The 24515-nt window shown below is 43.4% G+C and carries 24 protein-coding genes; 16 read left to right on the forward strand and 8 right to left on the reverse strand.

Annotation, left to right across the window (positions count from 1 at the left end):
• Positions 1-92: 92 nt before the first annotated feature.
• From cmoB to QQK21_RS07580, 3 genes are all read right to left on the reverse strand, one after another.
• Positions 93-1067 carry a tRNA 5-methoxyuridine(34)/uridine 5-oxyacetic acid(34) synthase CmoB gene (gene cmoB, locus QQK21_RS07570; protein ID WP_284191592.1) on the reverse strand — a complete coding sequence of 325 codons (975 nt, stop codon included), beginning with the start codon at positions 1065-1067 and terminating at the stop codon, positions 93-95.
• Positions 1068-1136: 69 nt separating this feature from the next.
• The gene (gene cmoA / locus QQK21_RS07575; protein WP_284191593.1) at positions 1137-1874 is read right to left on the reverse strand and encodes a carboxy-S-adenosyl-L-methionine synthase CmoA; all 738 of its coding nucleotides are present in this window, start codon (positions 1872-1874) and stop codon (positions 1137-1139) included.
• Between the two features lie 145 nt (positions 1875-2019).
• The gene (locus QQK21_RS07580; RefSeq protein ID WP_284191594.1) at positions 2020-2883 is read right to left on the reverse strand and encodes a DUF72 domain-containing protein; all 864 of its coding nucleotides are present in this window, start codon (positions 2881-2883) and stop codon (positions 2020-2022) included.
• A gap of 264 nt (positions 2884-3147) precedes the next feature.
• Here QQK21_RS07580 and aspS point away from each other — a divergent pair, with 264 nt between their 5' ends.
• Positions 3148-4926, forward strand: a complete 1779-nt coding sequence (aspS, locus tag QQK21_RS07585) for an aspartate--tRNA ligase (protein WP_284191595.1) — start codon at positions 3148-3150, stop codon at positions 4924-4926.
• 66 nt (positions 4927-4992) lie between these two features.
• Here aspS and QQK21_RS07590 read toward each other — a convergent pair whose 3' ends face one another.
• On the reverse strand, positions 4993-5685 hold the full coding sequence (locus QQK21_RS07590) for a pseudouridine synthase (protein WP_284191596.1): 693 nt from the start codon (positions 5683-5685) through the stop codon (positions 4993-4995).
• Positions 5686-5988: 303 nt separating this feature from the next.
• Between QQK21_RS07590 and QQK21_RS07595 the strand changes: the two genes are divergently transcribed.
• Positions 5989-8214: an NADP-dependent isocitrate dehydrogenase gene (locus tag QQK21_RS07595; protein WP_284191597.1), complete on the forward strand. Its 2226-nt coding sequence runs from the start codon at positions 5989-5991 to the stop codon at positions 8212-8214.
• A 94-nt stretch (positions 8215-8308) separates the two neighbouring features.
• On the opposite strand, the gene cspD is transcribed toward QQK21_RS07595, so the two are convergent.
• Positions 8309-8530, reverse strand: a complete 222-nt coding sequence (gene cspD / locus QQK21_RS07600; protein ID WP_006962882.1) for a cold shock domain-containing protein CspD — start codon at positions 8528-8530, stop codon at positions 8309-8311.
• A gap of 466 nt (positions 8531-8996) precedes the next feature.
• Between cspD and clpS the strand changes: the two genes are divergently transcribed.
• On the forward strand, positions 8997-9317 hold the full coding sequence (gene clpS / locus QQK21_RS07605; protein WP_284191598.1) for an ATP-dependent Clp protease adapter ClpS: 321 nt from the start codon (positions 8997-8999) through the stop codon (positions 9315-9317).
• Between the two features lie 41 nt (positions 9318-9358).
• The gene (clpA, locus tag QQK21_RS07610; RefSeq protein ID WP_284191599.1) at positions 9359-11632 is read left to right on the forward strand and encodes an ATP-dependent Clp protease ATP-binding subunit ClpA; all 2274 of its coding nucleotides are present in this window, start codon (positions 9359-9361) and stop codon (positions 11630-11632) included.
• 89 nt (positions 11633-11721) lie between these two features.
• Here clpA and QQK21_RS07615 read toward each other — a convergent pair whose 3' ends face one another.
• Both QQK21_RS07615 and QQK21_RS07620 read right to left on the reverse strand, forming a co-directional pair.
• Complete coding sequence (locus QQK21_RS07615) at positions 11722-12543, reverse strand: NAD-dependent epimerase/dehydratase family protein (protein ID WP_284191600.1); 822 nt, start codon at positions 12541-12543, stop codon at positions 11722-11724.
• A gap of 95 nt (positions 12544-12638) precedes the next feature.
• Positions 12639-12872, reverse strand: coding sequence for a TIGR02647 family protein (locus tag QQK21_RS07620; protein ID WP_284191601.1), 234 nt, complete (start codon positions 12870-12872; stop codon positions 12639-12641).
• 285 nt (positions 12873-13157) lie between these two features.
• Here QQK21_RS07620 and focA point away from each other — a divergent pair, with 285 nt between their 5' ends.
• Positions 13158-14000, forward strand: coding sequence for a formate transporter FocA (gene focA / locus QQK21_RS07625; RefSeq protein WP_284191667.1), 843 nt, complete (start codon positions 13158-13160; stop codon positions 13998-14000).
• Positions 14001-14136: 136 nt separating this feature from the next.
• On the opposite strand, the gene QQK21_RS07630 is transcribed toward focA, so the two are convergent.
• Positions 14137-14931, reverse strand: coding sequence for an ABC transporter permease (locus QQK21_RS07630; protein ID WP_284191602.1), 795 nt, complete (start codon positions 14929-14931; stop codon positions 14137-14139).
• A 197-nt stretch (positions 14932-15128) separates the two neighbouring features.
• On the opposite strand from QQK21_RS07630, the gene QQK21_RS07635 reads away from it, so the two are divergent.
• The 11 genes from QQK21_RS07635 to tolR all read left to right on the forward strand — a co-directional run bounded on the left by QQK21_RS07635 (position 15129) and on the right by tolR (position 24513).
• Positions 15129-16865: a glycoside hydrolase family 36 protein gene (locus QQK21_RS07635; protein ID WP_284191603.1), complete on the forward strand. Its 1737-nt coding sequence runs from the start codon at positions 15129-15131 to the stop codon at positions 16863-16865.
• Positions 16866-16938: 73 nt separating this feature from the next.
• Positions 16939-17460 carry a crossover junction endodeoxyribonuclease RuvC gene (ruvC, locus tag QQK21_RS07640; protein ID WP_284191604.1) on the forward strand — a complete coding sequence of 174 codons (522 nt, stop codon included), beginning with the start codon at positions 16939-16941 and terminating at the stop codon, positions 17458-17460.
• A gap of 87 nt (positions 17461-17547) precedes the next feature.
• On the forward strand, positions 17548-18165 hold the full coding sequence (gene ruvA / locus QQK21_RS07645) for a Holliday junction branch migration protein RuvA (protein ID WP_284191605.1): 618 nt from the start codon (positions 17548-17550) through the stop codon (positions 18163-18165).
• Between the two features lie 20 nt (positions 18166-18185).
• On the forward strand, positions 18186-19190 hold the full coding sequence (gene ruvB, locus QQK21_RS07650) for a Holliday junction branch migration DNA helicase RuvB (RefSeq protein ID WP_284191606.1): 1005 nt from the start codon (positions 18186-18188) through the stop codon (positions 19188-19190).
• 455 nt (positions 19191-19645) lie between these two features.
• A complete protein-coding gene (gene cydA / locus QQK21_RS07655) occupies positions 19646-21232 on the forward strand; it encodes a cytochrome ubiquinol oxidase subunit I (RefSeq protein WP_284191607.1) in 1587 nt (528 codons plus the stop codon).
• A 16-nt stretch (positions 21233-21248) separates the two neighbouring features.
• Positions 21249-22385, forward strand: a complete 1137-nt coding sequence (cydB, locus tag QQK21_RS07660; RefSeq protein WP_284191608.1) for a cytochrome d ubiquinol oxidase subunit II — start codon at positions 21249-21251, stop codon at positions 22383-22385.
• A gap of 12 nt (positions 22386-22397) precedes the next feature.
• A complete protein-coding gene (cydX, locus tag QQK21_RS07665; protein WP_165310907.1) occupies positions 22398-22505 on the forward strand; it encodes a cytochrome bd-I oxidase subunit CydX in 108 nt (35 codons plus the stop codon).
• Positions 22498-22800, forward strand: coding sequence for a cyd operon protein YbgE (gene ybgE / locus QQK21_RS07670; protein ID WP_284191609.1), 303 nt, complete (start codon positions 22498-22500; stop codon positions 22798-22800). Before cydX ends, ybgE begins: the two co-directional genes overlap by 8 nt.
• A 225-nt stretch (positions 22801-23025) precedes the next feature.
• The gene (locus tag QQK21_RS07675) at positions 23026-23376 is read left to right on the forward strand and encodes a YbgC/FadM family acyl-CoA thioesterase (RefSeq protein ID WP_284191668.1); all 351 of its coding nucleotides are present in this window, start codon (positions 23026-23028) and stop codon (positions 23374-23376) included.
• Positions 23366-24064: a protein TolQ gene (gene tolQ / locus QQK21_RS07680; RefSeq protein ID WP_284191610.1), complete on the forward strand. Its 699-nt coding sequence runs from the start codon at positions 23366-23368 to the stop codon at positions 24062-24064. Before QQK21_RS07675 ends, tolQ begins: the two co-directional genes overlap by 11 nt.
• Before the next feature lie 5 nt (positions 24065-24069).
• Entirely contained in the window at positions 24070-24513 is a 444-nt protein-coding gene (gene tolR / locus QQK21_RS07685; RefSeq protein WP_284191611.1) for a protein TolR, read from the forward strand.
• Positions 24514-24515: the final 2 nt, after the last annotated feature.

The following is a 24515-nucleotide window of genomic DNA, read 5'->3' on the forward strand; positions in this document are numbered from 1 at the left end:
GTCTCGTATTGATACGAGGATTCTAAATCTTTTTGGCTTCTAGATTAAGGGGAGGACAGACCCTAAAGGTTAGGAGTCTGTCAAAAATTGTCTTAGTTTGGTTTTTTCGCGATAAGGGTAGCACGGCGAGGGGCGGGGTACCCTTCTATCGTCTTGGTAGGATTTGTGGGGTCTAAGTAGTCTGGCAATGAATTATGCGTCATCCAATCTGTAGTTCGTTGTTCGTCTGTGGTTGTGATATTTTCATCCACAATTGAGACGCACTCAAAACCGACTTGCTCAAGCCATACTTTAAGGGCTTTTGCCGAAGGAAAGAAGTACACATTACGCATTTGCGCATAACGTTTGAAAGGCACAAGAACCGAAGTTTCATCGCCCTCAATGACCAGTGTTTCTAGTACCAGCTCTCCACCCGGAACCAATTGATCTTTTAACTGCATCAAATGGTCAAGCGGTGAGCGGCGATGATAGAGGACTCCCATACTAAATACAGTATCAAAGGCTTCCAATTTTGGCAGTTGCTCGATTCCAAGAGGCAAAAGATGAGCACCTTGATGGTCGCCCATGAGCTTACGAATCGCTTCAAACTGGATTAAAAACAAGTGAGATGGATCAATGCCAACGCACAGACGAGCACCTTCTCCTAGCATGCGCCACATGTGATAGCCATTGCCACAGCCAACATCGAGAACATTGCGGTTTTTCAGGGAGGTTATATGGGGTAACACTCGATCCCATTTCCAATCGCTTCGCCATTCCGTATCAATATGAATGCCATGTAAATGATATGGACCTTTGCGCCAAGGATGGAAGGTACGCAGCAAACTTTCCAGCTTCTTGAGTTCACCAGAGGCAAGCGGTGTGTGGTTGGATAACATTACCGAACTTTTTAGCTCAAGGTTATCAGGAGCACCTGCGGGAATTTTGCTTAAGGCTTTGAGCCAGCGCTCAAAGTCACCATGTTCAGCGTTCTGCCAATCTGTGAGCTGCTGAGGTAACACATTAAGCCAAGGTTGAAGGCGAGTATCGGTTGCGATTAACTGATAAAAATTGGCAAAGTTAAACATAGTTTTTCACTGATAGTGGAGTTGGAATTTATATTGGTCAATGGAGCACGAGGAGTGCAGTGCTCCTGTCTATTTGATTGCAAACATTGAACCGAAGTTAAAGCATTGAAACCAAACATCAAAGCTACTAAAGCCAATTTGTGCGAAACGTTCTTTGTGTGCCTTTTTAGAGTCTGGACGCATCACATTTTCTATCGCACTGCGCTTTTGGCTAATTTCTAGTTCGCTATAGCCGTTCGCTCGCTTAAAGTCATGATGTAAATCGATAAGTAACTCGTTGGACATACTGTCCTCGAAGACAAACTTTTCTGAAACAATTAAAATGCCACCAGGACGCAAGCCTTTATATATCTTTTCCAATAGAGCATAGCGATCTTTTGGCGAAAGGAATTGAAGCGTGAAGTTAAGCACCACAACTGACGCATTATCGATTTCTATATCGCGAATGTCTGCCTCTACGACATCAACTGGGGTGTTGCTACGATAAGCATTGATATGGAGTTTACAACGCTCCACCATGGCTGAAGAGTTATCGACAGCAATAATTTTGCAGCCTTCATGGGTGATATGTCGGCGCATCGAAAGAGTCGCTGCGCCGAGAGAACAGCCTAAGTCATAGATATTTGAGTGAGCTTTTACAAAGCGCTCTGCAAGCATACCGATTGCAGAAATAATGTTACTGTAGCCGGGTACCGAGCGTTGAATCATATCGGGAAATACTTCTGCTACACGCTCATCGAAAGTAAAGTCCCCAATTTTGTCGATAGGTGCAGAAAAAATGGTGTCAGGGTGACTCTTGGGGTTCATAACAGCTTCTCTCAACGTCGGGTTTTTCTACCATGCAGTAATACAAATTTAAAAGCGGTACATTTTATGTGATTTTTGAGCGTCTGTCATGTATTGAACTGGTTGGTTATTGATGAGTGGTACTTAAATTGGTCAATGGGCGGCACTAAAACATTTGGATTTGTGTACTGCCTTTTGACGCTGGAAACGTATTGAGATCAGGAAGCTTTATGTTCGATTGTAGTTGTCGGTATAGGCTTGCTGCTAATTCAGGAGCAACAATATTATCTGCGGTATGAATCATGACATAAGGCTGTCTTCCCTGCTTAATCCATTCAGGCAGTTTTGATAGCCACGGAGTGAACAAATCATAGTTTTTATTTTCTAGCGGATGACCAATGAATCTCACCATAGGATTTTGCGCAGTCGCAATGGCATGAACGGGTACCTTGGGCTTTTTTTGTTGGGCGTCGATAATGGCTTCAGTGTCGGGCCTTGCAGCAAAAATAGGCCGGCTATCCATGATAATTCGATCATACTTTTTCTCGATAAGCCAAGCATTTAGGTCACGCTCTGCATTACCTTTCGAGAAGAACGCGGGATGGCGAACTTCAACGCCTATCGGAAAGTCTTTGGGAAATAAAGCACAAAACTGTTTAAGCTGGTCAACGTGTTCCGGGCCAAAAATAGCGGGCAACTGGATAGTCCATAAACCGATACGGTGGTGGAGGGGAGCTAAGACGGACATAAAGCTATTCAACTCAGCCTGGCAGCCTCGCAGCATGTGTTGATGCGTGATACTTTTGGGTAACTTGAATGTGAAGCGGAATTTGTCATGTGTTGACGCCAGCCAATTTTTCACTGTCGAGGTGCTGGGTGTGGCATAAAAGGTTGTGTTTCCCTCAACGGTGTGAAAGACACTGGCGTATTTTTCGAGTCGTTCATGGCTCTTTGTACCACTGCCATAAAAAGTTTGTTGCCAATTATTGTGAGACCACATAGTGAGGCCAAACCTGATTGGGTAAATCATCGTAGTTGCCATTTCAATATTGATGGATGAGAGTTTTGCTCAATCACTCAGAATAAGGCTATAATCTGCGCCAAATTTTGTATTGCTATTGTTTTAGCCCTTTATTGGTTTAAAAAGCATCAATAGAGTATAAATCGCAATAAGTTGTGCGTTGAGTTGTCGATCTTGAAACACTTTCAGCGTATAAATGGAGCTTTGCATTATCGGTAAACTTAGCACCGATGGAAAGTAATTAACATACTAAAAGAGATTGGGAAATTCATTATGCGTACCCATTACTGTGGTCACTTGAACAAGTCCCTCGCAGGACAAACGGTAGAGCTTTGCGGTTGGGTTAATCGTCGCCGCGACTTAGGTGGACTTATTTTCATTGATATGCGAGATCGTGAAGGCATTGTTCAGGTAGTCATCGATCCAGACATGGCTGATGCGTATGAAGTGGCCAATTCGCTTCGTAATGAATTTTGTATCAAGCTTTCTGGGGAAGTGCGACTTCGTCCAGACAGTCAGATCAACCAAGATATGGCAACTGGAGAAGTTGAGATATTGGCCAAAGGCCTAGAGATCATCAATCGATCGGATGTTCTTCCATTGGACTTCAATCAAAAAAATACTGAAGAGCAGCGCCTTAAATATCGCTACTTAGACCTACGTCGCCCAGAAATGAGTGATCGGATTAAGCTACGTGCCAAAGCATCCAGTTTTGTGCGTCGATTCCTTGATGAAAATGGTTTTCTTGATATAGAAACGCCAGTGCTCACCAAGGCGACACCAGAAGGCGCTCGAGATTATTTGGTGCCAAGTCGTGTGCACAAAGGCAGCTTCTATGCGCTGCCACAATCTCCGCAGCTATTTAAACAGCTTCTCATGATGTCAGGCTTTGACCGCTACTATCAAATCGTCAAGTGCTTTCGCGATGAAGACTTGCGTGCAGATCGTCAGCCAGAGTTTACTCAAATTGATATTGAAACCTCATTCATGACGGCCGATGAGGTCAGAGCCACAACAGAAAAAATGGTTCGCAATATGTGGCAAGAGCTGCTTGACGTGGACTTAGGTTCATTCCCAGTGATGCCTTTTTCTGAGGCAATACGCCGTTTTGGTTCTGATAAACCAGATCTACGTAATCCATTGGAATTAGTTGATGTTGCTGACCTAGTCAAAGATGTTGATTTCAAAGTATTCTCCGGTCCAGCCAATGATGAGAAAGGTCGAGTTGCCGTAATTTGTGTACCAGGTGGTGCTTCTCTTACTCGCAAGCAGATCGATGGTTATGCCGAATTTGTTGGAATCTACGGAGCTAAAGGTCTTGCGTGGATGAAAGTTAATGACCGTGCTGGGGGGCTAGACGGTATTCAGTCACCAGTGGCTAAATTCTTAAACGAAGACGTGATTGAAGGTATCTTAGAGCGTACTCAAGCTCAATCCGGTGACATTATCCTATTTGGTGCAGATAGAGCCAATGTAGTTTCAGAAGCATTGGGAGCACTGCGACTCAAGTTGGGTAAAGACTTAGAATTGACGGATGAGTCAGCATGGGCACCACTATGGGTTGTTGATTTCCCTATGTTTGAAGAAGATGATGAGGGTAATCTACATGCCATGCATCACCCATTTACTTCTCCTTTGGGTATTAGTGCACAAGAACTGAAAGCGAATCCTGCATCAGCCAACTCAAATGCTTATGACATGGTGATCAACGGCTATGAGGTGGGGGGAGGATCAGTTCGTATCCATAACGCCGAAATGCAGGCTGCGGTATTTGATATATTGGGTATTGAAGCGGATGAACAAAAGAAAAAGTTTGGCTTCTTACTCGATGCGCTTAAATTTGGCACGCCACCACATGCAGGCCTAGCCTTTGGTCTTGACCGTTTGGTTATGCTTTTGTGTGGCACCGAAAATATCCGTGATGTGATTGCATTTCCAAAGACAACGGCAGCGGCTTGTCTGTTAACGGATGCTCCAAGTGTGGCAAACCCAGCAGCACTTGAAGAGTTGGCGATCGCAGTGACGGCAGCCAAAGAGAGCATTGAGAGCTAATTTGTGTAGCTAAACAGCTGGTCAATAGCCATTCAGTAAAAGGCGCTTCATGATTGAAGCGCTTTTTTACAGGGTAAGCGTCTTCCACTCTCCTGGCTGAAGTTCTCCCAGCTCAAATTGTCCAATAGAGCAGCGAATTAGGCGCAACGTAGGGTAGCCGATGTGAGCTGTCATTCTTCTTACTTGGCGATTTCGGCCTTCTATAATGGTAATGGCTAACCAAGTTGTAGGAATATTTGCTCGATAGCGCACCGGTGGATTACGTAGCCAGATATCGGGTTCAGGGATGATTCTTACCTCTGCTGGAAGTGTTGGGCCATCTTTTAGTACTACGCCATGACGCAGTTTTTCTAGATCTTCTTCTTCGGGTTTTCCGTCAACTTGAACCCAGTATGTCTTGGGTGATTTAGAGTTGGGTTGGGTAAGTTTGGCTTGCAATAGGCCATCATTTGTCAGCACCATTAACCCTTCGCTGTCGCGATCTAATCGGCCTGCAGCATAAACATCTTTGACCGAAACATAGTCGGCAAGTGTTTTTCTACCTTGACCATCGGTAAATTGGCTAAGAGTATCATAAGGCTTGTTAAATAAGATAAGCGTACGATTTTCAGAAGTTACACGACTTTTGTTACTTTTGGATTGACGCTTTGGTGACCGAGAATACGATTTTGACTGTTCACGGCTTTCAGCGCGTTTAAAACTTGGCTTGCGTGAACAATGAGAGGTTTTAGAAGACTCACGTTGCGAGCGTGATGACATGTTAACTACCTTGCAAAATTGTGAATGAAGTGTGGGTGGAAATTTTAAACCTAATGGTTTTAAGCTATCATAAGCGCGCCCGAAAACAGGATTGGAACCACAAAACAATAGACTATTGTGCCGATTTTGTTTAATCATAACGTACTGTTCTCACGGATCTTACGCTAAAAAGAGACGTAAGGAAAAGACAAAAGAGACAACAAAGCCGTTAATAAGTGAGTGACGTCATCGCTTGCTTGTTTACGGATACATCAACCAAAGCCGTCTGGTGACGAGCTTTGCAAGAACAGATAGGGAAATTTCATGCCTACAGAAAAACCTACAATTATTTACACTATCACAGATGAAGCTCCAGCTTTAGCAACGTATTCATTATTGCCTATTATTCAGTCATTTACGGCTTCTTCTGGTATCGAAGTTGACACTCGTGATATCTCTCTTGCTGGGCGTATTCTTGCAAACTTCCCTGAGTATTTAACAGAGCAGCAGCGTATTAGTGATGCGTTGGCTGAGCTTGGTGATCTGGCTAAAACACCACAAGCAAACATCATAAAATTGCCAAACATTTCTGCTTCTATTCCTCAGTTAAAAGCGGCAATTAAAGAGTTGCAATCGAAAGGGTACAATTTACCTGACTACCCAGAAGAGCCAAAGACGCAAGAAGAGAAAAACATTCAGGCTACCTACGACAAGATAAAGGGGAGCGCAGTAAACCCAGTGCTTCGTGAAGGTAACTCCGATCGTCGAGCTCCATTATCGGTTAAGAATTACGCGAGAAAAAATCCACATTCTATGGGAGCTTGGTCAAAAGATTCCAAGTCTCATGTATCCAGCATGTCCGCGAATGATTTTTTTGGCAGTGAAAAGTCACATACAGTCAATGGTGCAACTCAGGTTAAGATCGAGTTTGTTGCTAGCGATGGTACGATCAAAGAGCTTAAAGCCCCTTTTGCACTGCAGGACAAAGAAATTATTGATTGCTCTGTGATGAATAAGAAAGCTCTTGTTGAGTTTTTTGAAAACGAAATTGCTGACGCCAAACAGCAAGGTGTGCTGCTTTCGCTGCATATGAAAGCGACCATGATGAAAGTCTCTGATCCTGTTATTTTTGGCCATGCGGTTAAGGTGTATTACAAAGATGTGTTTGCCAAATACGGTAAGGTATTTGAGCAATTGGGTGTTGATGTCAATAATGGTATCGGTGACGTCTACGCCAAAATTACGTCACTTCCCGTAGATCAAAGAACAGAAATTGAAGCGGCGATTCAAGATGTATATCGTACCCAGCCGCCGTTAGCCATGGTCGACTCAGACAGAGGCATCACTAACTTGCATGTGCCAAGCGATATTATTGTCGATGCATCTATGCCTGCTATGCTGCGTTCTTCAGGACAAATGTGGGGCCCTGATGGTAAGCAAAGCGATACTAAAGCAATGATCCCTGATCGTAGCTACGCTGGCATCTACCAAGCGGTTATTGATTTTTGTAAGGAAAATGGCGCTTTCGATCCAACGACAATGGGCAGTGTACCTAATGTTGGTTTGATGGCACAAAAAGCCGAAGAGTATGGTTCACATGATAAGACGTTTATTCTAGGTCAGGCGGGTAACGTGCGGGTTGTTGATACGGCGGGCTCAGTCCTACTAGAGCAAGCGGTTGAAGAAGGTGATATTTTCCGTATGTGTCAGGTCAAGGACGCGCCTATTCAAGACTGGGTGAAATTGGCCGTGACTCGAGCTCGCGCAACAGGTGCGCCAGCAGTATTTTGGTTAGATGAGAATCGAGCGCATGACGCCCAGTTGATTAAGAAGGTCAACTCATATCTGCCACAGCATGATATCTCTGGTCTGGACATCAAAATACTAGCGCCGTTAGATGCTTGTAAGTTCTCTCTAGAACGCATTAAACAAGGCTTAGATACTATTTCTGTTACTGGGAATGTATTGCGTGACTATTTGACAGATTTGTTCCCAATTTTGGAGTTGGGTACCTCGGCGAAGATGTTGTCTATTGTGCCGTTAATGAACGGTGGTGGTTTATTTGAAACGGGTGCTGGGGGCTCGGCTCCTAAGCACGTACAACAGGTAGAGAAAGAGAATCACCTAAGATGGGACTCACTGGGTGAGTTCTTAGCGCTAGCCGCTTCTCTGGAGCATTTAAGTACAGTTACAGGCAATGCTAAAGCTCAAGTGTTGGCAGATGCTCTGGATAAAGCGACAGGCGAGTTTCTTGACCAAAATAAGTCACCGTCGAGAAAAGTGGGTGAGTTGGATAACCGTGGAAGCCATTATTATCTCGCAACATACTGGGCACAAGCCCTCGCAGAGCAAACATCTGACGCTGAATTAGCGAAAGAATTTGCACCTGTAGCACAAGCGTTATCTTCAAAAGAAAGTGAGATAGTAGCGGAATTAAATGGTGTTCAAGGAGTACCAGGCGACCTTGGTGGTTACTACGCGCCAGAGTTTGACAAAGCCTCAAAGCTTATGCGCCCAAGTGCGACACTAAATGCCATCATCAATGGTTAGTGCTGGCTATTCTAAATAAAAAAACCGCCGAACTGATCGGCGGTTTTTTATTTCTGACACCTCTAGGTGTCTGTAAGTGAAATCTAGCAGCGAATTATTTAATGGCTTGAGCTTCAACAGGAACCACTGAGCTAGCATGGTATCCTTTCGGGCCTTCCTCCACTTCAAACGTTACTTGTTGGCCTGCTTTCAGTGTGCGATACCCATCCATTTTTATTGTGGAATAATGGGCGAATACATCGCCATCTTCCCCTTCTGGACAAATAAAACCAAATCCTTTGGCATTGTTAAACCATTTTACTGTGCCTGTAGCCATGCTATACATCCCTCATGCATATTGTTACTGAAGTTGTGTGATTACACGAACAATCCGTGTGTAAACATATCAGTGAATAATCATTCAGCCGCTGCTAAATTTCCAGTCACTATTTGACCAATGTAGTCAATGCTTGGGAGCAGTCAATAGAGAAAACCTCTTGGACTGTGCATATTTGTAAACAAGTCACCTTTATCGTTTGCGTTCTTGCAACTGTTTTCACTATGCATTGGGTGTTTTATAATAGAGATATTGGTTTTTGGTTTCTTTTTAATCAATTAGATAGATAAATTTGCTAGATAGAAATCTTTTATTTGCAGCGATACAATTGCTGCATTAGTCTCTAAGTAAGGGCAAAATTTGCTTGGCTCAATTTAGCCTTACTAATAGGAGCTAGATCTAAATTTTAAACGCATTGAAGTGTTAAAATTGTATATAAGGGACGTTGTTTTAAACGTAAAGTGTCATGAGCAAGCATTTTGAATGGGTTTCTCCAGACCAGGACTTACTGGAGCTAGAAAAGACCAAGGTGTCACCACCATCGAGGTACAACGTTGTTTTGAATAACGACGATTACACACCGATGGACTTTGTAATTGAAATTCTAGAGCGTTTTTTTTCGATGGATATAGACAAAGCGACACAAATTATGCTCAAGGTGCATTACGAGGGTAAAGCGATTTGTGGCACGTATACTGCAGAAGTCGCAGAAACAAAAGTAGCGCAAGTTACAATGTATTCTCAGGAAAACGAGCATCCCTTGCTTTGTACAATGGAGCAAGTGTAAAGCTTAACTAAGCAATTTAAGTTGCTGCAAAGGAGGTACTTATGTTGAATAAAGAGTTAGAGTCGAGTCTCAACGGCGCATTCTCTCGCGCCAGAGACAAACGACATGAGTTCATGACTGTCGAGCACCTCCTGCTAGCATTGTTGGAAAATGATGCGGCCAGAGAGGCTCTACTGGCGTGTCAGGCGGATATTGATGCTTTGAGAAATGAGCTGGATATCTTTATTGATCAAACAACCCCGTTGATCCCAGAGAATGATGAAACACGAGAAACTCAACCTACACTAAGCTTTCAGCGTGTGTTGCAACGAGCGGTTTTCCATGTGCAGTCATCTGGGCGCAGTGAAGTGACTGGTGCGAATGTGCTCGTTGCCATTTTTAGTGAACAAGAATCTCACGCTGCATACCTGATGAAAAAAAATGATATTAGCCGTCTCGATATCGTCAACTTCATTTCTCATGGTATTACCAAAGCGTCTAGCTCGAGTGATGATTCATCTTCCTCTGATTCATTCAGTAGCAATGATAGTGCAGAAGAATCAGGCTCTGAAGAGCGTTTGGAGAGTTTCGCATCAAACCTAAACCTACTTGCTAAGCAAGGGCAAATTGACCCTCTCATCGGTCGAGACAAGGAGCTTGAACGCACAATACAAGTGCTGTGCCGTCGTCGAAAGAACAACCCTTTATTTGTTGGGGAAGCGGGAGTAGGAAAAACGGCCATTGCTGAAGGGTTAGCGTGGCGCATTGTTGAAGGTCTGGTTCCTGATATCATCAAAAAGAGTGTCATTTATTCTTTAGACATCGGTTCTTTGCTTGCGGGTACCAAATACCGTGGTGATTTTGAAAAGCGTTTTAAAGCGATTTTGAAACAGCTCGAGAAAGAAGACGATGCAATACTCTTCATTGATGAAATTCATACCATAATCGGTGCAGGAGCCGCGTCTGGTGGACAGGTTGACGCTGCAAACTTGATAAAACCTTTGCTCAGCAGCGGTAAGTTACGTTGTATTGGTTCGACCACGTATCAAGAATACAGTAATATTTTTGACAAAGAGCGAGCACTTTCTCGCCGCTTCCAGAAAATCGATATCGTCGAGCCATCACTAGACGACACGACAAAGATCTTAATGGGTTTAAAATCCAAGTATGAAGCGCACCACGAGGTTCGTTACACCAATAAGGCGCTTCGTGCAGCCGTTGAGCTTTCTGCAAAATACATCAATGAACGTCATTTGCCGGATAAAGCTATTGACGTGATCGATGAAGCAGGCGCTCGCCACCGTCTTGCGCCAGCAAGTCGCCGTAAGAAAACCGTCGGTGTCGCTGACATAGAAGCGATGGTTGCCAAAATGGCACGGATCCCAGAGAAGTCGGTATCTTCCTCTGACAAAGAGATTCTGCAAAATCTTGATGAAAAGATGAAGATGTTGGTCTTTGGCCAAGATGATGCCATTGATGTGTTGAGTGAGGCGATTAAACTAACTCGTGCAGGCCTAGGTGCAGACAATAAACCTGTAGGTTCGTTCCTGTTCGCAGGTCCAACGGGTGTTGGTAAAACAGAAGTGACGGTTCAGCTGTCTAAGCTAATGGGAATAGAATTGCTGCGTTTCGATATGTCTGAATATGGTGAACGACATTCTGTTAGCCGTTTGATCGGTGCACCTCCAGGTTATGTTGGCTATGATCAAGGAGGTTTGCTAACAGATGCTGTTATTAAACATCCACATTCAGTGGTATTGCTCGATGAGATAGAGAAAGCCCATCCCGACATTTTTAACCTCTTATTGCAAGTGATGGACAACGGCACTCTAACAGACAATAACGGACGCAAAGCTGATTTTCGCAATGTTATTCTTGTTATGACAACCAATGCGGGAGTACAGGAAACGGTTAAGAAATCGATTGGCTTAATTCAGCAAGATCACAGCCATGATGCGATGTCAGAAATCAAGAAGGTGTTCACTCCTGAGTTTCGTAACCGTTTAGATAATGTTATTTGGTTCAATAGCCTAGATGAGACGGTCATTCATCAAGTGGTTGATAAGTTCATAGTTGAACTTCAAGCACAGTTGGATGCTAGAGGTGTTTCACTGGAAGTATCCGATAAAGCTCGCCATTGGTTAGCTATAAAAGGCTACGACAAAGCCATGGGAGCGAGACCTATGGGGCGTGTTATTCAAGAGCAACTTAAAAAACCGCTAGCGAATGAGCTACTATTCGGTGCCCTAGTAAATGGTGGTACCGTTAAAGTTGACTTGAGAAAAGATGAGCTTAAGTTTAAGTATCCAAGTCAAAAGGAAGTGGCTATCCATTGATGTAGCATGTTTGTGCGTAGCAAAAAATAGGGTGTTTATACACCCTATTTTTTCGAAACATGTATTTTCTGCCGACAAAATAGAGCAACTTAAACAAGCTCTAAGGTATGGCAATAGTGGAATTTATATCCTAATTCTTGCAGGTGAACTGCGAGAATCTGTTTATCGTTGTCAGTGACTAATGGCGGTAAAGTCTCTTCAGATTGAGCACTATCGAGTGCGGCTTGGTAAAACTCGGCTTTATTGACTGTGTTTGGTGTCGTCGCGTTAACTATTGTGCTGTGTTGGAGCGCGGTGACAAAGCTGATCGCGCCGATAGCATCAGTAAGATGTAGCATATTGGCGGGTGCGGTTGAGCTAACCTGCTTCATTTTGCTAATAAACCGGCTAGGGTGACGATTTGGGCCAACGAGGCCGCTGCAACGCACAATGCCATAGCTGATTCCTGAATCGATGACGTGTTGCTCGGCTTGGAGCATCACGACGGCTTTGTGATCAAAATCCATACTCCCAATGGCTTTAGATAGGGAAGCGTCATCCTCTACCATAGGCTTTGCTATGTTAGGGTAAACGCTGGTTGAGCTTACCATTATGACTTTTTCTATACTCGCAGCCTTACATGCTTGGGTGAGCTTATCCCAGTTAATGGCATAGCCATCGCCACTACCGCTCCTAAACCCAGGCGGAAAACAGCCGATGACAATCTTTGCCTCTGTACTTTCTATTGTCTTTATGATATGAGACAAGTCACTTTGCAGATCGAGCTGTATGGCATTGAGTTGTGGAGTATTTGTTTTAGATACCCCAACTTCAGTAGTATGACTAACGGCTACCTTGTGGCCGATAGTTTGTAGGTAGTGAGCGAGTGGTTTTCCCAGCCACCCACCACCGATAATTAATATGCTTTTCAAGTTCTTCACATCTTTTGTTGTGGTGCGGCATAGTAACTATCTAAAAGATTTATCAAAGAATCAACCGTAGTTTTTTTAAGTTTTTATGGACTTTCTTAACTAGAGAGCACTCTGAGTACTTTATCGGCATGTTCCGCCACTTCAATACCTTCGTCTGTGAGATACCCACCATCGGGAAGAGTACATAACCCTTTGTTGTAAAGTCTGCCCACAGCGGCTTGCATTTCGTCTGTTGCGTCTTGGTGGACTTTAATGCCCGTCGCTGTACTTCTGAGATCAAATTGGAGTAACAAATTGAGTTCGGCAATTTTGTCTGTGGTGTATTTCATTAATGTTCTCTCCGTAAAAATGGAACATAACAACCATATTCTTTGTACTGATACTGGGCAACCTAATGAGGAAAAAAATGTTATCTATCGCTGAATATTGGCAGCTTTTCGACGGAAAGTAGCGATAGCTTTGATACTTAATTGGTATCATATTAATTTTGCGTATGTGTATAGGCTCAAATGTCATATTTTTGCTTGTTAATATGAAAATTAGGTCTTGAAAATCACCTCAATAACGGTGATCATCCGCCGCCATAAAACCACATATTTAAAGATGTCTTTATGATGAACTTGAACCACTTTGATTCTTTGTTACCTCCACAGATGGCAGAACGTGCAGCAGAAATTGGTGTCGGTAAGGTGACCAAAGATCCCATTAAGTCGTTTCTCTTGGCTATCTCGGCTGGAATCCATATTGGTATTGCGTTTGTATTTTATACCATAGTGACCACAGGGGCCGCAGAGCTACCATGGGGAATGACAAGGTTTGTTGGTGGGCTAGCATTTAGCTTAGGCCTCATACTTGTTGTTGTGACCGGTGGAGAGTTATTCACCAGCTCTGTTTTGACTTTAGTTGCGCGAGCCAGTGGAAAAATTAGTTGGAAAATGCTGATTAAAAACTGGTTAGTAGTATACAGTGGCAATCTTGTTGGAGCGTTACTTTTGGTCGCGTGTATGCTGCTCACCAAGCAGTACATGTTTGACAACGGACAAGTTGGACTCAATGCCATGGCTATTTCACAGCATAAATTACATCATGACTTTATTTCAGCCGTTGCACTCGGCATTATGTGTAACGTATTAGTATGTATTGCTGTGTGGATGACATTTAGTGGACGAACATTGACTGATAAAATCGTTGTTATGATTTTACCCGTTGCCATGTTTGTCTCTGCGGGTTTCGAGCATTGCATTGCGAACATGTTTCAAGTTCCAATGGCGATTGGGATAAAGTTCTTTGCGCCGGCAGAGTTTTGGCAAATCACAGGAGCAAATATATCTGACTATGCAGATTTGACCCTGATGAATTTTGTGACCAGCAACTTAATACCGGTGACTCTGGGGAACATCATCGGTGGTGGGATTTTTGTAGGCATGTGGTATTGGATGATTTATTTGAAAGATTAACAACCCTCTTCCATTGCTTGGCAGCATTTATCCATTCTCTTGTATAGCGTACGCCTATTGCATCAACAGCCCACTTATCCTTAAAGCGATGACATGGTTATCCACAGATTCTGTGGATAACCAATCAGACCGATGACTAAGGCTTAGGGATAACCAATATTTTGCCCTCTTTGCTGATGCAATGATGTATTGTCAAAGTGAGGGTTAGGCTCAAAGATATCGACAATGCCACAAATATGGCGATCATGATCAGAAGCTGATATTTGATCGCTATAATAGGGCTCGCTCCTCCCAATATTTGTCCTGTCATCATACCTGGCAGAGTCACTAACCCAGTTGTGGCCATAGTGGCTAAAGATGGTGCCAGTGATTTCCTGATTGCTTCAGTAACAAAGGACTGCGTTGCAAATTTTGAAGAAGCTCCTAACGCTATTGCAGCTTCATACTCGCTGTAACGTGAATCGATGGAAGTAAACAGGTTCTGTAGTGCCACAATATTTCCGCTGAGCGAGTTCCCAAGTAACATTCCAGCTAGTGGAATTATGTATTGAGCGTTGAATAGTGGTTTTGGTTTTATAACCAGCACGGATAGTACTGCTAACATTGGAAGTAAGCTACAAAGTAAACTTGTAGTGACAGGATACATCAATCTTTTATAGGGGAGATTAGCCTTATTAATGATTGAACTTGCCCCAACTAAAGTCATGAGTATGAGCCAAGTAATATTGACTAAAACACTGTTTAATTTAAACAAATACTCTAGATAAATGCCTACTAATAACAGTTGAATGGTCATTCTTAGAATGCTGGTAAAAGTATCTCGTCCAATATTAAGGTTGAAATGACGACTGATATAGAGAGGAATTGCGAGAGTGGAAAAAAACAGCGCAAGAAGCGACCACGGTATATCTATCACACCACTATTGTTCATGCAGAATCCTTTGGGTAAATACTTTTCTAATCGATGTTTTATCTCAAACTTAACATTGTTCTAGACAAGTGATACATGCAACAGCTTAGTCTATGTTATTGAAGAAAAACACCAGTGTTTACCCTAGAAAATAGACAGGAAAAATGAAGTAACCTAACTTCAATAGATAAGCATAGGAAACTTATGGGGAATCCCACATGTCGTTTTCAGTCACCTTGGAGAACGGCCTTAGTCTGCGAGTGAGGGATATTAACTTGCAGGCTGAACTTAAAGGAAATGAGATAAAGTTTGCGTATCAAGGATTAAGCAACGATCCAATTGGTAGCGGATACGTGTTGGCGATCACTGAATTTGCCTTTGATCGTAATGCCGTGCTGTTAGGTGACGGATTTCAAATGTGTAGCCAAACGACGGGAACTATCGAAACTCCCATGGATGTAGGTAGATATTCGGAGCAGTCAGCCCCCTACCGACTTTATTCTTCTTCATCAGCCAAACGTTATTACAATTACCTGTTGGTGGAGGAAATGTCAGGTTATACCTTGTTCGGTTTTACCTCCTGTTATCGCTTTTCTGGTTATTTTGAATTAGTCGAAGTAGAGCAGCAACATTGGGTTAAAATTTGCTTAGATGGTGAAGATACGTATCCACAAGATTGGTCATCCAACCAACTTGAATCAATGGTTATTTTGCAAGGAGACTCATTAAATCAACTCTATTTTGAGTATGCGCATTTTATTTCTCTTCACCATGCTCCAAAACTAGGAGCCAAAAAGCAATCACCTATTGGCTGGTGTTCATGGTATGCCTACAATGAGAATCTCTCACAAGAGCTAATAGTTGCAAATCTTAACCAGATGACAGGAAGTCTTGAAGCGCTGGATTACGTGATGATTGATGATGGATACCAAAGATATATGGGTGACTGGTTAATGCCTTCATCTTTGTTTCCCCGCGGTATAAAACCATTAGCTCATGATATTAAGCGTTGTGGAAAAAAAACGGCAATATGGTTAGCTCCATTTATCGTCCAAGAAGAGTCGGAGATTTTTCGTAACCACAAAGATTGGTTGGTTACGCATCAAGACGGATCGCCACTTAAGGCTGAAGAAGTGACGTATGGTGGCTGGCGCTGTACGCCCTGGTATATTTTGGATGCCACTAATCCAGATGTTCATGAGCACCTCATCAACATAATGACGGTCATGCGCAAAGATTGGGGTATTGAGCTCTTTAAATTAGATGCGTTATTTTGGGGAGCGTTAAAAGGTACCCGTGAACAAAATGGGATTACGGGAGTAGAAGCCTACCGCATGGGTATGAGTGCGATTAATCAAGGCGCAGGTAGTGCACTAGTGCTGGGTTGTAATGCTCCTTTTTGGCCGTCATTAGGACTGGTTGATGCTATGCGAGTGTCAGATGACGTTGAGCGTAATGGTCAGCGATTTATTCAGATTGCCCGCGAGACATTTTTCCGCAGTTGGCAACATAGAAAACTTTGGCAAGTTGATCCAGATTGCGCCACTTTAATATCTTTGTCTAATAAGGCCATAGAATCGCACTACCTTGAATTTCATCGTAATGTGTTACTGGCTTGTGGCGGTATTTTAATGTCGGGAGATCCACTCAACCACATATCCCATTTTGCCAAAAGTACGCTGTCACGCCTTTTTGTGCGTCACAAGCATAACCAAAATTCGGCGCGGTTTTCGTCTCTGTCTCTTGATCACGCCTATTTGAAAATGAATGATAAAAGTGATCTGCATTGCCTGTTTAATTTTGATTCCTCGATTCGAGTTATGTGTTTGACGTCTCGTATAGCGGTAGATTGGCATGACTATTGGAGTGGTGAAAAGCTAAACGATAAACCTGTTGATGTACTTGAAGTGAGTTTGCCGCCTAGAGCGAGTTTGGCCATTTTAACCAAGCGATGAGAGTGGGCCTCGCTAATGTTTTTCTGCTGAGCTACTATACCGAGTGTTTTTACGAATAGGCTTCGCTAATGTTATGTCGATTATCTTAGGTATTGATCCTGGCTCCAGAGTCACAGGTTATGGTGTAATCCGCCAAGTAGGGCGTCATCTACATTATTTGGGTAGTGGCTGTATCCGTACCTCAGAAAATGATTTGCCTGGCCGTCTTAAACAAATATACGCTGGTGTCACTGAAATCATTACCCAATTCCAACCTGATGTGTTTGCTATTGAACAAGTCTTCATGGCTAGAAACGCTGATTCTGCGCTGAAGTTAGGGCAAGCGAGAGGCAGTGCAATAGTGGCTGCTGTCAATGCTGAACTTCCAGTCTATGAATATGCGGCTCGTTTGATTAAGCAAGCGGTAGTGGGAACTGGAGGAGCAGATAAAGATCAAGTTCAGCACATGGTGCAGTCCATTCTCAAACTGCCTGCGAAACCACAATCCGATGCTGCAGATGCACTTGGCGCGGCGATATGCCATGCCAATACGAATAAGACGCTGGTTGCACTAGCAGGGCAAGCAGTCAGTGCACGAAGAGGGCGATACCGTTAACTTCGTAGTATTCATACAATAAAGAACTGGATAAACATCCAGTTCTTTATTATTCTGTCATAAATCCATCGATAAAGAGTGTTGAATGTGATCGGACGTTTGCGTGGAATTTTACTGGAAAAACAACCCCCAGAGCTATTAATTGAGGTCAATGGTATTGGCTATGAAGTTCAAATGCCGATGAGCTGCTTTTATGAATTACCGCATGTAGGTGAAGAGGCAATTATTTATACACATTTTGTGGTTCGTGAAGATGCGCAGCTTTTATACGGATTCAATACGGTGAAAGAACGCGCTTTGTTTAGAGAAGTCATAAAAGCGAATGGTGTTGGGCCCAAGTTGGGATTGGGCATACTCTCGGGGATGACGGCAAGTCAATTTGTATCCACGGTTGAACGCGAAGACATCTCTACGCTTGTGAAATTGCCAGGCGTTGGTAAAAAAACCGCTGAGCGACTCGTGGTAGAGATGAAAGACAGGCTCAAAGGGTGGGGAGCCGGAGACTTGTTTACTCCTTACACGGATGAGGCGCCAATAGACGCGATTGAACATAACAAAGTGAACAACGCTGAAGAAGAAGCAGTGAGTGCTTTGCTTGCACTTGGTTATAAACCGACTCAAGCTTCTAAGGTTATCTCCCAAGTGAAAACTCAGGACATGAGTAGCGAAGAGCTGATACGCGAAGCACTGAAGTCCATGGTTTAGATCATGATTAGGAACCGTTAATGATTGAAGCTGATCGTTTAATTGCCCCCGATAGCAATGCCTATAAAAATGAAGATGTTATTGATAGAGCAATTCGCCCCAAAAAGCTTATAGATTACCAAGGTCAGGACCATGTTCGTGACCAAATGGAAATTTTTATTAAAGCAGCAAATCTCAGGCAAGAAGCACTAGACCATCTGCTTATCTTTGGTCCTCCAGGGCTTGGAAAAACGACGTTAGCCAATATTGTAGCGAACGAAATGGGCGTTAATATACGTACAACCTCAGGACCTGTGCTTGAAAAAGCCGGTGACTTGGCTGCTCTATTGACTAACTTGGAGGAGAATGATGTGCTCTTCATCGATGAAATTCATCGATTAAGTCCAATGGTTGAGGAAGTATTGTATCCGGCGATGGAAGATTATCAGCTGGATATCATGATTGGTGAAGGTCCAGCGGCGCGATCTATCAAAATTGACTTGCCTCCTTTTACTCTGATTGGAGCGACAACAAGAGCGGGCTCTCTTACCTCACCTCTGCGCGATCGCTTTGGCATTACTCAGCGGCTTGAGTACTATAAAATTCCTGATCTGCAGCACATCGTCCAGCGCAGTGCCGCCTGCTTAGGGTTGTCAATGGAAAAAGAAGGTGCTCTTGAAGTTGCTCGGCGAGCACGAGGCACCCCGCGTATTGCCAATCGTCTCCTGCGCCGAGTTCGTGATTATGCTGAAGTGAAAGGAGATGGCCATATTTGTGCAGATATTGCTGATAAGGCTTTAAATATGCTGGATGTTGACGTGCAAGGCTTTGATTATATGGATAGAAAGCTGCTGTTAGCTATTATGGAAAAATTTGCAGGTGGACCCGTCGGTTTAGACAATATGGCTGCAGCCATTGGTGAGGAAAAAGATACCATTGAAGATGTATTAGAACCTTACCTAATCCAGCAAGGGTATTTGCAGAGAACCCCAAGAGGTCGTATTGCTACAGACAGAGCGTATTTACATTTCGGGATTGAAAAATAAGTTTTCAGAGCCAGACATGATCTGTCTGGTTCTGATTTTTTGTGAGTCAGATCGCAATAATGAAACATTTATAATATTAATAAAGTAACTTAAACTTATAAGATGTTAATCAGTTGTTCTTCGTATACGCCTCTTACCCTTCCAAAATAACCGCAAATTAACAAAAGCTCGTATAAACTATTGATATAGATCAAAGTGGTGGTTTTTTAATCAAGAATGTCAAGTAAAACTTGATTGAAATCAAAGCGAAGCCCAAATACAAACCTTTTGAAAGAGCTCATTATTAGCAGTAGTATTAGTACAAGCTATATTAGCTTGTGCTTAACAATTAACTAACCGTTATGGTACATTTTTGCAACAATAGGTCAACCTTGGCAACATTGTTTCTTCCGTTTCAATGGTTACTTTGCTGCACTAATGTAAAAAGTGTCATCAGGTGACACATAGGAGTAAACATGATTGATGTTGTCGATCTGTCGCGGTTGCAGTTTGCGCTTACTGCGATGTATCACTTCCTCTTCGTACCACTGACTCTGGGTATGGCGTTCCTTTTAGCCATTATGGAATCCTTGTACGTAATGACGGACAAGCAAATCTACAAGGACATGACCAAGTTCTGGGGTAAGCTTTTTGGTATTAACTTTGTGCTTGGTGTTGCGACTGGCCTCACTATGGAGTTCCAGTTTGGTACAAACTGGTCATATTACTCCCACTATGTCGGTGATATTTTTGGTGCACCGCTTGCCATTGAAGCTTTGGTAGCTTTCTTTCTTGAATCCACTTTCGTTGGTTTATTCTTCTTTGGTTGGGACAGACTGACTAAACGACAGCACTTAGCAGTGACTTGGCTAGTTGCACTCGGTTCAAACTTCTCAGCACTTTGGATTTTGGTGGCAAATGGTTGGATGCAAAATCCCGTAGGAGCTGAATTTAATTTTGAAACCATGCGCATGGAAATGGTGAGCTTTGCCGAAGTAGTGTTGAACCCTGTCGCTCAGGTCAAGTTCGTTCATACGGTGGCGTCTGGCTATACCACTGGTGCCATGTTTGTACTTGGTATTAGTGCCTACTATCTACTCAAAGGTCGTGATATCGCATTTGCACGCCGCTCGTTTGCTATCGCGGCTTCATTTGGTATGGCTTCTGTCATCTCGGTTATTGTTCTTGGCGATGAGTCCGGCTACGAGCTTGGTGAAGTACAGAAAGTGAAACTGGCTGCGGTCGAGGCTGAGTGGCATACAGAGCCTGCGCCAGCCTCATTTACCTTGTTCGGAGTTCCGAATCAGGAAACGATGAACACAGATTATGCGATAAAAATTCCTTACTTAATGGGTATTATCGCAACCCGTTCAATCGATGAACAGGTCACAGGTCTCCGCGATCTAAGAGATGAGCATGTGGATCGCATCCGCAATGGTATGTATGCCTATGGCCTTTTAGAGAAGCTTCGTGAAGGTGACAAGTCTGAAGAAAATATGTCCGCTTTTGATGAAGTAAAAGGTGACTTAGGATATGGACTGTTACTTAAGCGCTACACAGAAAATGTGGTGGATGCTTCCGAAGAACAAATTCAAGCCGCCGCAGATGACTCTATTCCAACCGTATGGCCACTATTTTGGTCGTTTAGAATTATGGTCGCTTGTGGCGTTGTAATGTTACTTGTGTTTGGTGCTGCGTTTATTCAGACATGTCGTCAAAAAATTGAGCAGAAGCCATGGGTTCTTAAAGCTGCGTTGCTCAGTATTCCTCTTCCTTGGATTGCTGTGGAAGCTGGATGGTTCGTCGCCGAATTTGGTCGTCAGCCGTGGGCAGTGGGTGAAATCCTTCCAGTGAATGTTGCAGCTTCTGCGCTAACAGCGGGAGAAATTTGGACATCCTTGTTTGCCATTTTGACTTTGTACACTTTGTTTTTAATTGCCGAAGTCTACCTCATGCTCAAGTTCGCTCGCAAAGGCCCTAGTAGCTTGAAAACTGGGCGTTATCATTTCGAACAGAATTCTGACTCTTATGAAAGTAAAGTCAGCCGACAAGTAGACGCGTAAAGCACGGAGAAAACTTATGTTTGATTATGAAATCTTACGACTTATCTGGTGGGTATTGATTGGTGTTCTTCTAGTCGGCTTTGCGGTAACAGATGGTTTTGATATGGGGGTGGGTGCTTTAGTGCCTGTGATAGGTAAAAACGACAGTGAGAGACGAGTGATGATCAACTCTATTGCACCTCACTGGGAAGGTAACCAAGTTTGGCTTGTGACCGCTGGTGGTGCGTTATTTGCCGCATGGCCCTTGGTGTATGCCACTTCTTTTTCCGGCTTTTACTTGGCAATGATCCTAACGTTAGCGGCCTTATGGCTTCGCCCACTCGGGTTAGCATACCGTTCGAAAATTGAAGACGAGAAGTGGAGAGCGACATGGGATGTTTGTATTTCAGTCAGTGGTTTCGTTCCCCCAATTATCTTTGGTGTCGCATTTGGAAACCTGTTGCAAGGCGTTCCTTTTAAGCTGAATGAATTTTTGATGCCGACTTACCAAGGCTCTTTCTTTCAACTACTAAATCCATTTGCTTTGCTATGTGGTTTGGTCAGCTTATTTATGATCATCATGCAAGGTGCAACATGGCTGCAGCTCAAGACAACCAAGGATGTTCACGCCCGTTCACGCAGTGTGGCACAGATTACTGGGTTATTGACCATTGCAGCCTTTGTTGCAGCAGGTTTCTGGGTTCAGAATATTGACGGTTACGTCATCACTAGTGCCTTAGATCATAACGCTGCATCAAACCCGCTGGCAAAAGAAGTGGTTAGTCGAACGGGTGCTTGGATGAACAATTTTAAGCAATATCCACTGATGTGGACTGCGCCAGCATTGGGAGTTGTGATGTCCTTGGTGACGGTAATAGCTTCGCGTCTTGACCGAGGCGGGATTGCTTTCTTCGCATCAAGTGTCGGTAATGCGGGCATTATCTTCACAGCGGGTTTAGCCATGTTCCCGTTTATCATGCCCTCGAAGCTAATGCCAAGCCATAGTCTGACCATGTGGGATGCCACTTCATCTGAGCTAACACTTAACTTAATGACAGGCGTAGCCTTTATCATGGTACCTGTAATTCTCGGTTATACCTCGTGGACATACTATAAGATGTTTGGGCGTCTGGATAATAAGTTCATCGAAGACAACAAAGATTCACTGTACTAAGGAGCAAAGATTATGTGGTATTTCGCATGGATTCTAGGTGTATTACTGGCATGTGCATTTGGCATTATCAATGCGCTTTGGTTAGAGCACACCGAAATGATGGATAAAGACAGTGATTAGCATCGCGGGGCCGGTCACAAGACTACATGCTCCAATGGATAAGGTTCTGCTGCGAGCCTTATCTCTGATACTTGGCTTCTATCATGTTGCTCTGGTTATGTGGGACCCTAAGCTATATGCCGAACAAATAGGTGGCTTTAATATTGTTATTACGCCACTTATGATTTGGGCTATGTGCTCAAGCATGGTGTTCGGGTTGGCATTTAAGCCGCAAAATTGGTATTGGCAAGTTTTGTTTAGTCCCTACTTCTCAATATCGATTCTTATATATTTGACGGCGGTAAGAATGTTCTGAGCTTTTATAGCTGAGCCAATGTCGATAAATTGGATAGCACCGCGATTTTTATCACGGTGCTATTTTTTAATGTAATGAAAATACGTCACTATTCCTTGCCCAAACCGTATTGAAGTGAGGTATAGTAAGGTAAATCATATTGACCTAGGGAAGAGCGTGGATACAAATCAACCCATATTTGAGTTTCCAGTCACCGTATATTATGAAGATACCGATGTTGGAGGTATGGTCTACCACGCCAACTTTCTGAAATTCTTCGAGCGCTGCCGCACTGAATGGTTAACTCAAATTGGTATGTCAAATTCAAGCCTGAGGGAACAAAATATTAGTTTTGTAGTCCGACATGTGGATATGGACTTTTTACAGGGTGCTCGTCTAGAGGATCGCCTAGTAGTTAAAGCGACTGTTGCAAAAGCTCAGAAAGCTTCCATGACCTTCTGTCAGGAGATCGTAAATCCTGAGGGGAATATATTGTGTAAAGCAATGATTAAGGTAGCATGCATCGATACTCAAAAAATGAAGCCTAGAGCCTTACCGCAAAAAATTATTATGGAGTTTACTCAAAGTGACCGCTGATATTTCAATGCTTGATCTATTTCTTCAAGCTAGCTTACTCGTAAAAATTGTGATGCTCACGTTATTGGGTATGTCTATTGTGTCTTGGGCCATGATCATTAAACGCAGCAAAGTCTTGTCTAAAGCCGCAAAGGGTGCAGAAGCTTTTGAAGATCAATTTTGGTCAGGAGCAGACCTTGCCGCGCTTTATCAAAATGCAAAGAAACGCAAAGATGATCTAAGCGGGACGGAAGAAATTTTTTACTCAGGTTTTACGGAATTTGCACGTTTAAGAAAAACCAACGCTGAGTCGCCTGATTTTATTATGGAAGGTACAGGTAGAGCAATGCGAGTGGCTGTCGCTCGTGAAGTTGATGAGCTTGAAACAAATTTACCTTTCCTTGCCACGGTTGGTTCTATAAGTCCATACATAGGCTTGTTTGGTACGGTATGGGGTATTATGCACGCCTTTATTGCTTTGGGTGAAGTGAAGCAAGCAACTTTATCCATGGTTGCGCCCGGGATAGCTGAAGCGTTAGTTGCGACTGCTATGGGTCTGTTTGCTGCTATTCCTGCAGTAATGGCTTATAACAGATTGAGTAACAAAGTGGGCAAGCTAGAGCATACCTATGCCACTTTCTCTGAAGAATTTCACAGTATTTTGCACCGCCAAGCGATGGCTGGTCGTGATTCTGCCAATAGGGGCTAAAATCAATGGCTGGTTATCAACCTAAAAAGCGAAAAATGACCGCAGAGATTAACGTTGTTCCGTATATTGACGTCATGTTAGTTCTGCTGATCATTTTTATGGTGACTTCTCCCTTTGTGACTCAGGGGGTTGATGTTGAACTGCCTAAAACGTCCACAGCAAAACCAGCGTCTGAACTAGCAGGTGATAATGATGCGAGCTTTATCATTGTTGAGATTGACCGAGATGGTAATCTGGGTGTGAGCGTGAATGATGAGGAAGTGACTCGCGGGCTTTCGCTACAAGACGTCATTGTGCGGATTAAAGCAGAGCTGTCACTTAAGCCAGACTCTCCTGTTGCCGTGGGCGGTGATGCAGCAACACCCTATGCACAAGTTGTTTTGGTATTAGATGAATTAAGTCGAGCGGGGATCCCTAAAGTAGGGTTGCTCACCGAGATAAAGGAATAAGC

Source organism: Vibrio zhanjiangensis (genome assembly GCF_030161235.1).
GTDB lineage: Bacteria > Pseudomonadota > Gammaproteobacteria > Enterobacterales > Vibrionaceae > Vibrio > Vibrio zhanjiangensis.